General features: G+C 61.5%; 13 protein-coding genes. 11 read left to right on the forward strand and 2 right to left on the reverse strand.

Going from position 1 to position 13,946, the window contains the following annotated elements:
* The first annotated feature begins 221 nt into the window (after positions 1-221).
* On the forward strand, positions 222-1,304 hold the full coding sequence (locus VJX68_RS15700) for an LLM class flavin-dependent oxidoreductase (RefSeq protein ID WP_324096657.1): 1,083 nt from the start codon (positions 222-224) through the stop codon (positions 1,302-1,304).
* A 128-nt stretch (positions 1,305-1,432) separates the two neighbouring features.
* Here VJX68_RS15700 and VJX68_RS15705 read toward each other — a convergent pair whose 3' ends face one another.
* Positions 1,433-2,218 carry an enoyl-CoA hydratase/isomerase family protein gene (locus VJX68_RS15705; RefSeq protein ID WP_324096658.1) on the reverse strand — a complete coding sequence of 262 codons (786 nt, stop codon included), beginning with the start codon at positions 2,216-2,218 and terminating at the stop codon, positions 1,433-1,435.
* 267 nt (positions 2,219-2,485) lie between these two features.
* Between VJX68_RS15705 and VJX68_RS15710 the strand changes: the two genes are divergently transcribed.
* Both VJX68_RS15710 and VJX68_RS15715 read left to right on the forward strand, forming a co-directional pair.
* On the forward strand, positions 2,486-3,226 hold the full coding sequence (locus VJX68_RS15710) for an ABC transporter ATP-binding protein (RefSeq protein ID WP_324096659.1): 741 nt from the start codon (positions 2,486-2,488) through the stop codon (positions 3,224-3,226).
* Positions 3,223-4,011 (forward strand): ABC transporter permease, encoded by a 789-nt coding sequence (locus tag VJX68_RS15715; RefSeq protein WP_324096660.1) that lies wholly within the window; start codon positions 3,223-3,225, stop codon positions 4,009-4,011. The genes VJX68_RS15710 and VJX68_RS15715 overlap by 4 nt, the downstream gene beginning before the upstream one ends.
* Before the next feature lies 1 nt (position 4,012).
* On the opposite strand, the gene VJX68_RS15720 is transcribed toward VJX68_RS15715, so the two are convergent.
* Complete coding sequence (locus VJX68_RS15720; protein ID WP_324096661.1) at positions 4,013-4,144, reverse strand: ubiquitin family protein; 132 nt, start codon at positions 4,142-4,144, stop codon at positions 4,013-4,015.
* Positions 4,145-4,401: 257 nt separating this feature from the next.
* Between VJX68_RS15720 and VJX68_RS15725 the strand changes: the two genes are divergently transcribed.
* The 8 genes from VJX68_RS15725 to VJX68_RS15755 all read left to right on the forward strand — a co-directional run bounded on the left by VJX68_RS15725 (position 4,402) and on the right by VJX68_RS15755 (position 13,681).
* Complete coding sequence (locus VJX68_RS15725; protein ID WP_324096662.1) at positions 4,402-4,746, forward strand: hypothetical protein; 345 nt, start codon at positions 4,402-4,404, stop codon at positions 4,744-4,746.
* A 117-nt stretch (positions 4,747-4,863) separates the two neighbouring features.
* Positions 4,864-4,956 (forward strand): K(+)-transporting ATPase subunit F, encoded by a 93-nt coding sequence (gene kdpF, locus VJX68_RS19170; RefSeq protein WP_349255926.1) that lies wholly within the window; start codon positions 4,864-4,866, stop codon positions 4,954-4,956.
* A gap of 25 nt (positions 4,957-4,981) precedes the next feature.
* Complete coding sequence (kdpA, locus tag VJX68_RS15730) at positions 4,982-6,709, forward strand: potassium-transporting ATPase subunit KdpA (RefSeq protein ID WP_324096664.1); 1,728 nt, start codon at positions 4,982-4,984, stop codon at positions 6,707-6,709.
* Between the two features lie 16 nt (positions 6,710-6,725).
* Complete coding sequence (gene kdpB, locus VJX68_RS15735; protein WP_324096665.1) at positions 6,726-8,768, forward strand: potassium-transporting ATPase subunit KdpB; 2,043 nt, start codon at positions 6,726-6,728, stop codon at positions 8,766-8,768.
* A 10-nt stretch (positions 8,769-8,778) separates the two neighbouring features.
* A complete protein-coding gene (gene kdpC / locus VJX68_RS15740; RefSeq protein ID WP_324096666.1) occupies positions 8,779-9,402 on the forward strand; it encodes a potassium-transporting ATPase subunit KdpC in 624 nt (207 codons plus the stop codon).
* Entirely contained in the window at positions 9,403-10,563 is a 1,161-nt protein-coding gene (locus tag VJX68_RS15745; protein WP_324096667.1) for a sensor histidine kinase KdpD, read from the forward strand.
* Positions 10,560-12,350 (forward strand): sensor histidine kinase, encoded by a 1,791-nt coding sequence (locus tag VJX68_RS15750; protein ID WP_324096668.1) that lies wholly within the window; start codon positions 10,560-10,562, stop codon positions 12,348-12,350. The genes VJX68_RS15745 and VJX68_RS15750 overlap by 4 nt, the downstream gene beginning before the upstream one ends.
* Positions 12,350-13,681, forward strand: coding sequence for a sigma-54-dependent transcriptional regulator (locus VJX68_RS15755; protein WP_324096669.1), 1,332 nt, complete (start codon positions 12,350-12,352; stop codon positions 13,679-13,681). Before VJX68_RS15750 ends, VJX68_RS15755 begins: the two co-directional genes overlap by 1 nt.
* The last annotated feature ends 265 nt before the right edge of the window (positions 13,682-13,946 follow it).

A 13,946-nucleotide genomic window follows, 5' to 3' on the forward strand; every position in this document is an offset into this window, starting at 1 on the left:
GCGAAGCTGTCCGAGATCCTTCCTGCCGCTCGCGATGCTCGCTTCGTCAGGATGACAACAGTCGGGAAAACATTGCGCGCTGCACTCCTCCCGCGGTGCTCCTACGGCGCGCGGCGCCCTCCCCTCGGACAAGGGGAAGTTGGGAAGCGCGCGCGGAGATGCCAGCTTTGCAATCTTACTAAACGATTGGTATGTGATTGAGAACTACGGAGGATCTGCCCATGAAAGTTGGTGGCGCTGTTATTTTTCAGAATCCGCACAATGTGCGATCGGACCGCGACGTTTACATCGAAGATTTGCGGATCGGCGACCTCTACGAACCGCTCGACTTCGATTCCATCTGGAGCGTCGAGCATCATTTCGATGACTACACGATGTGCCCCGACGTGCCGCAGTTCCTGACCTACTACGCGGGTCGCACGAAGACGATACAGCTCGGATCGATGGTGGTCGTGATGCCGTGGCATGACCCGATGCGCGTCGCGGAGCAGGTGTCGGTGGTCGATCACATGTCGAACGGGCGCATGATTCTCGGCCTCGGACGCGGGCTTGCGCGGATCGAGTTCGAGGGCTTCCGCGTACCGCTCGGCGAATCGCGCGAGCGCTTTATCGAATCGGCGGAGATGCTGCTCGAAGGACTCGAGAAGGGTTACTGCGAGTACGACGGCAAGTACATCAAGCAGCCCCGGCGCGACATCCGGCCCAAGCCGTTCAAGTCGTTCAAGGGCCGCACTTACGCGGCCGCGGTCTCGCCCGAGTCGTCGCGCATCATGGCGAAGCTGGGCATCGGCATCCTGATCATTCCGCAGAAGCCGTGGGAGGCCGTCGCGCAGGAACTCGGCGAGTATCGCACTATCTACAGGCAGGTGAACGGCGGAGAGCCGCTGCCGACGATCGCGGCGGGCTGGACGTTCTGCGACAAGAGCGCCGACCGCGCGCGCGAGATGGCGGTCAAGTATATCGGCGGCTACTGGGACACCGCGCTGCGGCATTACGAGATGGCGAGCGAGCATTTCGGCAAGGCCAAGGGCTACGAGTACTACGAGCAGATGGCGAAAGCGCTGAAGGGCAACACCAGCGCGTCGATCGAGTACTTCCTGAGCCTGCAGGTGTGGGGCACGCCCGAGATGTGCTTCAACAAAATCGACGAGATTCGCCAGAAGGTCGGTGCAGACCATTTCACCGGCGTGTTCAGCTATGCGGGGATGCCGATCGAAGACGCGGAGAAGAGTTTGCGGTTGTTCGCCGCCGAGGTGATGCCCGAGGTGAAGAAGCTCAACGGCGTCAAGGCCGAGGCGGCCTGATCGAGAGCAGCAGAAATTCGAACATCAGGGGCAGTCCGGGAAACCGGGCTGCCCCTTTTTTTTGTGCGGTGGCACAGAACCTAACCCCTAACCCCTTCCCGCGCGGGAAGGGGAACAAGAGTTGATGACTATTTGCCGATGAATTTGCCGGGACGCCTTTCGCTGACTGCCTTTACGCCTTCGCGATGGTCCTCCGTTTTGAATAGCCGGGATTGTTCCTTGAATTCGTGATCGGTCTGCGCCTTGACGGCGTCGGCGAGGCCCTGGCGCATCGTCGCGCGTGTCGATAACAGCGCGAGCGGCGCGCCTTCCGCGATCTCCGCAGCCAGCGCGAGCGCAGAAGCGCGAAGCTTGTCCGGCTCCGCAAGTTGATCGCACAGCCCCATCGCCAGCGCTTCTTCTCCGCTGATGCGGCGGCCGGTGTAGAACATCAGGCTCGCTTTCTGCACGCCGATCAGGCGCGGCAGCGTGTAGGTCAGTCCGAAGCCGGGATGGATGCCGAGCTTGACGAAGTTCGCGGCGAAGCGGGCTTCAGCGGTCGCCACGCGGAAGTCGGCGACCAGCGCGAGCCCGAAGCCTCCGCCGATTGCGGCTCCTTGAATAGCGGCGACGACCGGCTTTTTACATCGGAACAGCCGCACGCCCTCGACATAGAGCGGATTCTCACCGGCGCGAGCGGCAGTCTCACCGCTGCTCGCATCGCGATTGGCAAAATTCGCGCCGGCGCAAAATGACTTGCCCTCCGAACAGAGCATCAGCGCGCGGCATTCCGGGGTCTCATCGAGAGCCTCGAACGCATTGGCGAGAGCGCGAATGAGATTGAAGTCGAAGAAATTGTGCGGCGGCCGGTGAATCTCGAGCGTCGCGACGTTGCCGTCCAGCGTCACGGATACGTCGCCATATTTTGGTTCCAACGTTTGATGCTCCTTTGCGCGTATAGCCTGAACACGTGCAAGCTGCTACAAGGTTATAGTTCGAACGTCAGGAGAAGGCACGCTCAGTATGAATCCAAACGCCGAAAGGACCCGGGAGAACTCCCGTGGTGGTGTGTCTGCGACGTTCGGTCATCATTGACTCAATAGCTCAATAAGAACGCGTCAGGCGGCCACGGGTGCAAGCACTCCGTGGCCGTTTTGTTTTTCGGGGATGAAAACCCGCACGCGTTAAAGGCAGGTAATTCGATGCTGGTAGAAGTGGAAAATTTGAGCAAGACGTTCGGCGAGTTTCGCGCCGTGGACAACGTGAGCTTCGGGATCGAGCGCGGCGAGATCATCGGAATGCTGGGGCCGAACGGGGCCGGCAAGACGACCACGATTCACATGATCCTCGGGCTGATCACGCCGACCTCGGGGCGCATCAGTATTTTCGGCAAGTCGATGGCTACGCATCGCGGGGAAATCCTCGAGCAGATGAATTTCACGTCGCCGTATGTCGCGTTTCCCTGGCGGCTGACGGTGCTCGAGAACCTGAAGGTCTTCGCGCGCATCTACAATCTGAAAAAGCCGCGCGAGCGAATCGACGAGCTGCTCGAGCAGTTCGGGATCACCAAGCTGCGCGACAAGGCAGTCGCCCGGCTGTCGTCGGGCGAGAATACGCGGGTCGGGCTGTGCAAGGCGTTCATGAACGATCCGCAACTGCTGCTGCTCGACGAGCCGACGGCGTACCTCGATCCCGAGGTCGCGTGGCAAGTGAAAAATGCGCTGCTAGAGGCGCAGCGCGAAAAAGGCACGACGATTCTCTACACCTCGCACAACATGGCCGAAGTCGAGCGGATGTGTAAGCGGATTGTATTTCTGCATCACGGGAAAGTGATCGCGGTGGGCAGTCCGATAGAAATCACGCAGGCGCTCCTGGAAGAGGAACGCGAAGAACCGGCGCTGGAGGAAGTGTTCCTGCGCGTGGTGAAGGGCAAAGCGGCATGAAGGTACATCGCATCAACGCCGTCATCGTACGGCACATATATGAGTCGCGGCGCAATTTCGATCGCGTCGTCGACATGATCTGGTGGCCGGTGCTCGACATAGTCATGTGGGGCTTCTTCACGGTTTACCTGGCGCACAGCAACCGGCTGCAGCCGACAGTAGTGAGCTGTCTGCTGGGCGGGATAATTCTGTGGGGAACGTTCTACAGCTTTCAGCGCGACATGGCGGTCGGATTCATCGACGAACTGTGGTGCCGCAACCTCATCAACCTGTTCTCGACGCCGTTGACGCTGGCGGAGTACATGGCCGGACTTCTGACGGTGTGCCTGCTTAAGGTGATGGTCGGACTAATCGCGGCGTCGGCGATCGCGTGGGCGGCGTACTCGTTCGACATCGTACCGTGGTTGCCGAAGTTAATCCCTTACATGGCGAACCTGTTGTTGTTTGCGCTCGCGATCGGAATAGCGATCACGGGAATGATTTTTCGCTACACGACGAAAGTCCAGGCGCTGGCGTGGGGCTTTGCAGGGCTGCTGATGCCGGTGTCGTGCGTGATGTACCCGATGTCGTCGCTGCCGCGCTGGCTGCAGAACATCGCGTGGGTAATGCCGACGGCGCATTCGTTCGAGGGCATGCGCGGCATTCTGAACGGCGAAGGATTTTCTCGGCTGCACTTCTGGTGGGGCGTCGGGTTGAACGTCGTGTACTTCGCGATGGCGATCGTGTTCTTCGGCTGGATCTACGAGAAGGCGCGGAACCGGGGATTGCTGGTCAAGCAGGAGTAGGTCATCCGCCGCTGAGCGCGCAGAGAATCTGCACTTCGTCCTCGTCGTGCAGATCCTGCGCGAGGTCGGCGACCTGCTCGCGATTGACGAAGAAACGGATATGCCGGCGAATGCGCCCCTGCTCGTCGATCATGCGAAAGCAAATTCTCGGGACACGCGCGGTCGAGATCGTCGAGCAGCTCGGCGAAGGTCGGACTTCAACTGTTGGACACTGGAATGGGGTGATTTGTCATTGCATTTCGATGAAGTCTGCATTGAACCGCACGATGCATATTGAAATGCTGCACCACCAAAAGATGCAAAAGGCCTTGTGGAGAGGGCGTTCCCGCGTTGGCACGCGCGGTGCTGATAACCCTGTCGGAAGAGAGCCGACAAGGGCCAGCAATTGCAATGAGACAGCTGAAAGAAACGAAGATGCCGCACTTGTTTGCGGTGAAAGTTCTCGACAAACTCCCCGGCCTCTTCAAGCCGCGTCGGTACCTGTATCACTGCGCGCGCTGCAAGTGGTCGTTCGTCGTCAACGACGGGCGGCGTGGTGCGCTAAGGCCGATCTCCGACGACGGCACGCCCCTCACGCGCGACGAAGTAGTCGCACGCGCCGCTACATTTGCGGCTGGCCCATGTCCTGCGATGCGCATCGTGGCGGAGGCGCACCTGCACATGAACGGCTCGAACGGGCACGCTCCCTTGCTACCTGCGGAATACTCCGGTCGCTCCAAGGTCTGTACGCTCTAACAAACGAAATCTAAATTTACTAAGTTGGGAAGTCCGTATGTGGGATTTGCTTTCAATTCTCAGCAGCATTGCCTTCTTTGCGATCGCAATTGCCTATGTTCGGGGGTGCGACGACCTATGAGTCCGGTTGAAACAATTCTTGGCGGAGTCTGTGCGGTCTTGTTGGGCGTGTACCTGATCTATGCGTTGCTGCGCCCCGAACGCTTCTAAGTCGCACTAGCCGGAACATAGCTACATGCTATCCAATTCGATTATTCAGCTCGCGGCGTACTTCCTGCTCGTCACGGCGATCAGCGTGCCGATCGGCCTGTATATGGCGCGGGTGTTCTCCAACGAGCGCACCTTTTTGGATCCGGTGCTCTCGCCAATCGAGAGACTGATCTACAAGATCTGCGGAATAAACCCCGGCGTCGAGACGGGCTGGGCGGGATACGCGATCTCGATGCTCGCGTTCAGCCTTATCTCGATGGTCTTCCTGTATGCTCTGCAGCGCCTCCAATACTACTTGCCACTGAATCCGCAAGGACTCGCTGGAGTGCCTCCGGGACTCGCCTTCAACACTGCCGCCAGCTTCACGACCAACACCAACTGGCAGGCGTACTCGGGCGAGCAGACGCTGAGCTACCTGACCCAGATGGTCGGGCTGACTTCGCACAATTTTCTTTCGGCGGCGGCGGGAATCGCGATGGCAGCGGCGGTGATTCGCGGGTTCGCGCGGCGCAGCGCAAAGACGATCGGCAACTTCTGGGTCGATCTAACCCGCACGACGTTGTGGGTGCTGCTGCCGCTCTCTCTTATCTTTGCGCTCGTCCTCGTTTGGCAGGGCGTGCCGGACAACTTCAGTCCGTACGTAAATGCGACGACGCTTGAGGGCGCTTCGCAATCGATTGCCGAAGGGCCGGTGGCATCACAGGAGATAATCAAGGAACTCGGCACCAACGGCGGCGGCTTTATGAACGCCAACTCGGCGCATCCGTACGAGAATCCCACGCCGCTGACAAACCTGCTCGAGATGCTCGCGATTTTCGCGATCGGTGCGGGCCTGACCCACACCTTCGGCAAGATGGTCGGCGACCGCCGCCAGGGATGGGCGCTGTTCGCGGTGATGGCGATTCTATTCCTGGCCGGAGCCGCGCCTGCGATCTGGGCGGAACAACACGGCAACCCGCAATTAAGCAAGATTGGAATCGATCAACATGCCTCCGCCACGCAAAGCGGCGGCAACATGGAGGGCAAGGAAACCCGTTTCGGAATCGTCGAGTCCGCGATGTGGGCGACCGTCACCACCGACACTTCATGTGGCGCCGTCAATTCGATGCACGACAGCTACACGCCGCTCGGCGGTCTGGTGCCGCTGGTCAATATGCAACTCGGCGAGGTGATCTTCGGCGGCGTCGGCTCAGGTCTGTACGGGATCATCGTGATGGCGGTGCTGGCAGTGTTCATCGCGGGCCTGATGGTGGGGCGGACGCCCGAGTACCTCGGCAAAAAAATCGAGGCGAGGGAGATGAAGCTCGCGATGCTGTACGTGCTCATCTTCCCCGCCGTCATTCTGATACCGGCTGCCATCGGAGGCGTCGTACCCGCCGGCCTGTCGAGCATTTCGAATCCCGGCCCTCACGGCTTCTCGCAAATCCTGTACGCCTTCACGGAAGCTGGTGCGAACAATGGCTCCGCCTTCGCCGGCCTCAACGCAAACGTATCCTTCTACAACGTGACCATGGCGTTCGTGATGCTGCTCGGTCGCTTCATGATGGCGATCCCCGCGCTTGCGATCGCGGGCTCGGTCGCGGCCAAGAAAACCGCTGCCGCCAGCGCCGGGACCTTCCCGACCGACGGCATCCCGTTCGTGTTCCTGCTGATTGGCGTAATCGTGATCGTCGGCGCGCTGACATTCTTCTGCGCCGACGCGCTCGGACCGATCGTTGAGCAACTGCTCATGATGTCCGGGAAACTTTTCTAGGTTTGGTGTTTCAACCATGAGTGACCGCAAGGCTCCCGCACTTTGGAATCGCGAAATCGTCTCGCGCGCGTCGATCGACTCGTTCGTCAAGCTCGACCCGCGCCTGATGATCAAAAACCCCGTGATGTTCGTCGTCGAGGTCACCAGCGTGCTCGTGATGTTCACGCTGTTTCGCGACTTGCTGGATCACAAGATGGCGCTGGCCGGATTCGAATTCCAAATAGCGCTATGGCTGTGGTTCACGGTCCTGTTCGCAAACTTCGCCGAAGCGATGGCGGAAGGACGCGGCAAGGCGCAGGCCGATAACCTGCGAAAGACCCGCACCGAAACCCAAGCCAAATTGATCCTCCCGGGTGGTGAGACGAAACTCGTGCCGGCCGCGCAGCTCCGGCGCGACGATGTCGTGATGGTCGCCGCCGGCGACGTAATTCCGGGCGACGGCGAAGTAATCGAGGGCATCGCGGCTGTCAACGAGGCCGCGATCACCGGGGAATCCGCGCCGGTCATTCGCGAAAGCGGCGGCGACCGCAGCGGCGTCACGGGCGGGACCACCGTAATCTCCGACTGGATCAAGGTGAAGATCACCGCCAACCCGGGCGAGACGTTTCTCGACCGTATGATCGCCCTGGTCGAAGGCGCGCAGCGTCAAAAGACACCCAACGAGATCGCGCTCAGCATCTTGCTCTCGGGCCTGACGATCGTCTTTCTGCTCGTCGTCGTTACGCTCTACCCGTTCGGCCTGTATGGCGGCACGAAACTCGCGCTGCCGGTGCTGGTGGCGCTGCTGGTATGCCTGATTCCGACGACTATCGGTGGATTGCTTTCGGCGATCGGAATCGCCGGGATGGATCGCCTGGTGCAGCACAACGTGCTCGCGATGTCAGGCCGCTCGGTTGAAGCCGCCGGCGACGTCGATACCCTGCTGCTCGACAAGACCGGCACTATCACGCTCGGCAACCGAATGGCCGCGGAGTTCATTCCGGTTCAAGGCGTGGAGCCGTTCGCGCTCGCCGAGGCCGCTCAGCTCGCTTCCCTGGCCGACGAGACTCCCGAGGGACGCTCGATCGTGGTGCTGGCCAAGCGCGAATACAACCTGCGCGGCCGCGAGCTCGGCGATGACGGCGCCAACTTTATACCGTTTTCCGCGCAGACCAGGATGAGCGGCGTGGACATCGGCGGGCGTCGAATCCGCAAGGGCGCCGCCGACCAGGTCGCGCGTTTCGTCCAAGAAAATCACGGCACGCCGCCGACTGACTTGAAGGCAATCGTCGAGCGCATCGCGCGCAGCGGTGGAACTCCGCTGGTGGTCGCCGACGAGTCGAAGGCGCTCGGCGTGATTTACCTGAAGGACGTAGTCAAGGAAGGAATCCGCGAACGCTTCGAGCGTCTGCGCGCCATGGGCTTGCGCACCGTCATGATTACCGGCGACAACCCGCTGACCGCGGCCGCGATCGCCAAGGAATCGGGGGTGGACGACTTCCTGGCCGAGGCGACTCCCGAAACCAAGCTGCGCCTGATTCGCGAGGAGCAGAACCAGGGCAAGCTGGTCGCGATGATCGGCGATGGCACCAACGATGCGCCCGCGCTTGCGCAGGCCGACGTCGGGATCGCGATGAACGCCGGCACCCAGGCCGCGCGCGAGGCCGGCAACATGATCGACCTCGACTCGAATCCAACCAAAGTAATGGAGGTCGTCGAGATCGGCAAACAACTTCTTATGACCCGCGGCGCGTTGACGACGTTCTCGATCGCCAACGACGTCGCGAAGTACTTCGCCATCATCCCGGCGCTGTTCATCGTCGAGTACCCGGAACTGCAGCGGCTCAACGTGATGCATCTGGCGACGCCGCAGAGCGCGATTCTGTCGGCGGTAATTTTCAACGCGCTGATCATTATCGCCCTGATTCCGCTGGCGCTGCGCGGCGTGCAATACCGTCCGGTCGGCGCGGTCGCGATTCTAACCCGCAACCTTATAATCTACGGCTTCGGCGGCGTGATTATTCCTTTCATCGGCATCAAGGCCATCGACATAGCGATCGCCGCGCTGCATCTCGCCTGAGGTCTTTTCAGTGAAGACGTTCAAAACTGCTCTCATAGCAACGGCGGTGCTAACCGTGCTGACCGGCGTGGTTTACCCGATTGCGGTATGGGGCATCGCCCAGGTGATTTTCCCGAACCAGGCCGGCGGCAGCCTGGTCGTGGCCGGCAACAAGGTGGTCGGCTCGAGCCTCATCGGCCAGAATTTTTCGGCGCCGCGCTATTTTCAGGGCCGGCCTTCCGCCGCCGGTGACAAGGGCTACGCCGCCGACAACTCGGGCGGCTCGAATCTCGGCCCGACCAACAAGGCGCTGATCGACGCGGTCAAGCTGCGGCTGAAGAACGTGGTCGAGAGCAATCCCGGCACCGACGCGCACCAGGTTCCGATTGACCTGGTAACGGCTTCGGGCAGCGGGCTGGATCCCGAGATAAGTCCGGCCGCGGCCGACCTGCAGGTGGCACGTGTTGCTCACGCCCGCAGTCTGAGCGAAGATCAGGTACGGCAGTTGATCGCCGAAAGCACGCGGCCGCGCTCGGCGGGAATCTTCGGCGAGCCAGGCGTAAACGTTCTGCTGCTGAACCTGGCCCTCGATCGCGCCACGGCGAGTCACAGTGCTCGCGCCGCTGGAAGTCATGGCGGAACGCCCGGGACTTGAATGAGCGATGACAAACGACTCGAGCCCGAAGCTTTTCTCGACCTTGTGCCCCAACCTCAGCGGGGACGTCTCAAAGTCTATATCGGCGCCGCCGCGGGCGTAGGCAAGACATACAGGATGCTCGAGGAGGCGCATCAACTCCGCGATAGGGGAGTCGATGTCGTGCTCGGCTTCATCGAGACGCATAACCGCCGCGAGACGGAGGAACGGATCGGCGACCTAGAGGTGGTTCCGCGCCGCAAGATTTCGTACCGCGAAGTTACGCTGGAAGAGATGGACGTCGATGCGATCGTCGCGCGCAAGCCCGACGTGGTAGTCGTCGACGAGCTCGCGCATACCAACGCTCCCGGCTCGCATCACCCCAAGCGCTACCAGGACGTCGAGGAAATCGTCAGCACCGGCATCAACGTGATCACCGCCATCAACATCCAACACGTCGAAAGTCTGAACACACTGATGAAGCGCGTCACCGGCATCGACGTGCGTGAGACCGTGCCCGATTCGTTCCTCGCGCGCGCCGATCAAATCGTCAATATCGACGTGCCGGTCGAGGCGCTGCGCGAACGGCTGCGCGAGGGCAAGATTTACCCGCGCGAGCAGATCGAAAACGCGCTCAAGAATTTTTTCAAGCCGAGCAATCTCGCCTCACTCCGTGAACTGGCGCTGCGCGAGGTCGCGCGCAGCCTGGACCGCCAGCGCCTCGACCGCGAGTCGATCAAACGCGAGGGCGGCCATCGCGCGCACGTCGTCGATCGCATCATGGTCGGGCTTTCGTCCAACGCCGCCGACACCGGACAGCTCTTGCGCAAAGCCTCGCGCATCGCCGGACAGCTCAACGCCGAATGGTTCGCCGTCCATATCGAGACGCCCTCCGAATCGGTGAAAAATATCGGCACCAGCGATTTCGTTGCGCTCCTCGACAACATCAATGTGGCCAGCGACCTTGGCGCCGAGACCGTATGGCTCAAGTCGGACGACGTGGTCAAGGCGTTGATCGATTTCGCGCACGACAAAGGCGTGACCAAGGTAATCGTCGGCCGGACTCATCAGCCGCGATGGCGCCGGTGGCTCAAGGGCGACGTGCCGGCGCGGCTGGTTGCGGACGCAACCGACCTCGACGTGGAAATTGTCGCGACCGACGAACGGGAGGATTCGCGATGAACGCACCCTCGATGCAACGCCAAATCCGCAACGGCACTCTGCTGATGCTGGCGTTGGTCGTTCTGCTCGGGCTTTACACGCTGCCGCGGGTTTACGCGCTTGGCGGCGCAATCCGCGCGACCCTCTACCGCAACTACATCAGCATCGAGGCCGCGCAGAACATGCACGCCGCACTCAACACGCTGCAGGTGGCGGAGCATGACGGCCGCGCCAGGGACGTTCTACCCGGGGCGCGGCAAAATTTCATGCAGTGGAACGACGTCGAGGATCACAACTTCACTGAAGCTGGTGAGCCCGAACTCGCCGGCGATATCACCAAGCGCGCCAACAAACTATTTGCTGATGTCGCCGCGGCGCCGCCCGGCACGTATCATGATCGCGAATTCGCCGAATTGCATGGCCGCCTCGACGACCTGATCGCGATGAACAAGGCCGCCATGTTCCGCGCGGACAGCCGCTCGGTAAAGCTGGGCAAAGACCTTGCCTATGAATTCGCCGGCGGCCTCGCGCTGGTGCTGTTGGTGGGCGCCGCTGTGTCGTGGGGTCTCGGATGGCGGCTCTCGAAGCCGCTAACAGAGCTCACCGAGCGCCTGCGCGGCATCAGTCAGCGCAAGTCGCAGGTGCGGCTCGGCCCCCAGCCGCTCGCCGAGCTCGAAGCGGTCGCGCGCGAATTCAACCAAATGGCCGAGCGCCTCGAGCAGTACGACAAGCTCAATGTCGAGCGCCTGGTTTACGAAAAGAGCAAGACTGAGGCGATCATCGAAAGCCTCGAAGACGGCGTCGTGCTGATCGACACCGAAGGAATCGTTGCGCACATAAATGAGATTGCCTCGCTAATCCTCGGCGTCGATCCCCAGGACGCGCTCGGCAGTCCCTTCGACGATCTCAGCAGCAACCATCCTCACTACCTGCGCGTTCGCGACGCGCTGCGCACGCTGCAGAAGGCCGGCCCCGACGGCCATCGCACCGAGATCAATCTTCACGTTCGCGGCCGCGATCATTCTTACGTGCTCAAGCCGGTCCCGCTTCATCACACCGTCGGCAAGTCGCTCGGCACGCTGCTGATCTTGCAGGACGTGACCTATATCCGCGATCAGGATCGCGCGCGCACCAACCTGGTGGCCACCTTGTCGCACGAACTCAGGACTCCCCTAACTTCGCTCGCGCTGTCGGCCGAGCTGCTCAGCCGCGAGGGTGCGCCGGCGGCGAATCCCAAGAGCAACGAGCTGATGCAAGTGATCCTCGAGGAATGCTCGCGGATGCGTCAGCTCACCGACAATTTGCTCAACCTGGCGCGTGGCGAAATTCCCGCAATCGCCGTCCAGCAGAAGCGTCTCGATCTCGCCCGGCTCGCTTCCGACGTGACTCGGCGCTTCGCGATCCAGGCGCGCGAAAAGCACGTCGAAATCGAGGAGCACATCGGCCCGGTGCCCGAGATCATCGGTGACCCGGTCAAGCTCTCGTGGGTGATTTCAAACCTGCTCGGCAACGCGCTGCGCTACACGCCCGCCGGCGGGACCATCAAAGTTTCCGCGCTCGGCACCGAGCAGGCCACGCGGCTGGAAGTCACCGACTCGGGGCCCGGCATTCCCGCCGACATGAAGGACTACATCTTCGAGCGCTTCGTGCAGTATGGTTCCGACGGCTTCGAGAAAGGCTCGGCCGGGCTGGGCCTGTCGATCGTCAAGGAAATCGTCGAGGCGCACGGCGGCAGGATTTTCGTCGAAAGCGCCAACTCTCACGGCGCCCGCTTCATCGTCGAAATCCCCGCCGCAATGGAGATTTGATGGCCAAACTGCTCATTGTCGATGACGAGCGCAACATCCGCCGGAGCCTCACCACGTTTTTCGAGTCGCTCGGCCACGAGGTTCGCGCCGCAGAGAATGGCACCCAGGCCGTGGCGCTCCTCGCCGAGACCCGCTTCGATCTTGTGCTGACCGACTACCGCATGGCCGAGATGAGCGGCCTCGAACTGCTCCACGAGATCAAGCGCCGGTCGCCCGAATCCCTCGTAATTCTGATGACCGCTTACGCGACCGTCGAAAATGCCGTCGAGGCGATGAAGTCCGGCGCCTACGACTACGTCACCAAGCCGTTCTCGCTCGAGCAGATTCAGCACACCGTCGATCGCGCGCTGCACGTCGGACTGCTGACCGCCGAAAATCGCGCACTGCGCAGCGCCATCGACGAGGAACCGCTGCTCGACTCGAAGAGTCCCGCGATGCAACGCCTGCTCGAAACCGCGCGCCAGGCCGCCGCAAGCGACGCCACTATCCTGCTCACCGGCGAAAGCGGTACCGGCAAAAACGTCATCGCGCGGCAGATTCATCGATGGAGCCCGCGCCAGAGCAAGCCGTTCGTTGTCGTCAATTGCACTACGCTCTCGGAGGAACTTCTCGAAAGCGAACTTTTCGGCCACGTCCGCGGCGCGTTCACCGGCGCGGTCAAGGACAAGCCGGGCCGTCTCGAGGCGGCCAACGGCGGCACCGTTTTTCTCGACGAGATTGCCGACCTGACGCCCACCCTCCAGACCAAGTTTCTGCGCTTTCTGCAGGATCAGAACTTCGAGCGCGTCGGCGGCGAACGCACGATCCACGTCGATGCGCGAATAATCGCCGCGTCCAATCGCGATCTCGAGTCCGAAGTCGCCGCGCATCACTTTCGCGAGGATCTCTATTACCGCCTCAACGTCATCACGCTGCGTGTCCCGCCGCTGCGCGAACGCCGCGAGGACATTCTGCCGCTCGCAAATTGGCTGCTGAACATCGCGGCCATCCGCAACTCGCATCCGGGTCTGGCATTTTCATCCGGCGCAATCGCGGCGCTCACGCGCTATCGATGGCCCGGGAATGTGCGCGAATTGCGCAACGCGATCGAGCGCGGCACCGTCCTGATGCGAGGCGAGACCATCGCCCCCGACGACCTGCCCGATTCTCTCTTCCACGACTCCACCGAAGCCTTGACCGGCATCCCCAACGCCGCCAGCCTCGACGAAGTGGAGCGCGAGCATATCGCCCGCATCCTCGGCGCCAGCGCCACTCTCGAAGAAGCCGCCGAAACCCTCGGCATCAACGTAACAACCCTATGGCGTAAACGCCGCCGCTACGGAATCGAATAGCCGCTAGCCGAGGAAGGTCGCTCATTTTTTTTGTGTCATTCTGAGCGCAGCGAAGAATCCCGGATCGTGCCTCTCCCTGTCACTGTCAGGGTGTTTGTGCGTGGGACATCGGTGGAAACCGACGACGGCGACGCGGAAGCTTACTTTGGACCGGTGCCCCTTGCCTCATTGATGGGGGTCACGCTTAAGCTCATGCGCTAGGGCTCCAAGCTGGGGCGAAGGGGGGCAGCCCCCTCGCTCTCCTCCCCCTCGAAGTCTGAAAAAG

The sequence above is a fragment of the Binatus sp. (SeqCode) genome, assembly GCF_035272065.1.
In the GTDB taxonomy this organism is placed as follows: domain Bacteria; phylum Desulfobacterota; class Binatia; order Binatales; family Binataceae; genus Binatus.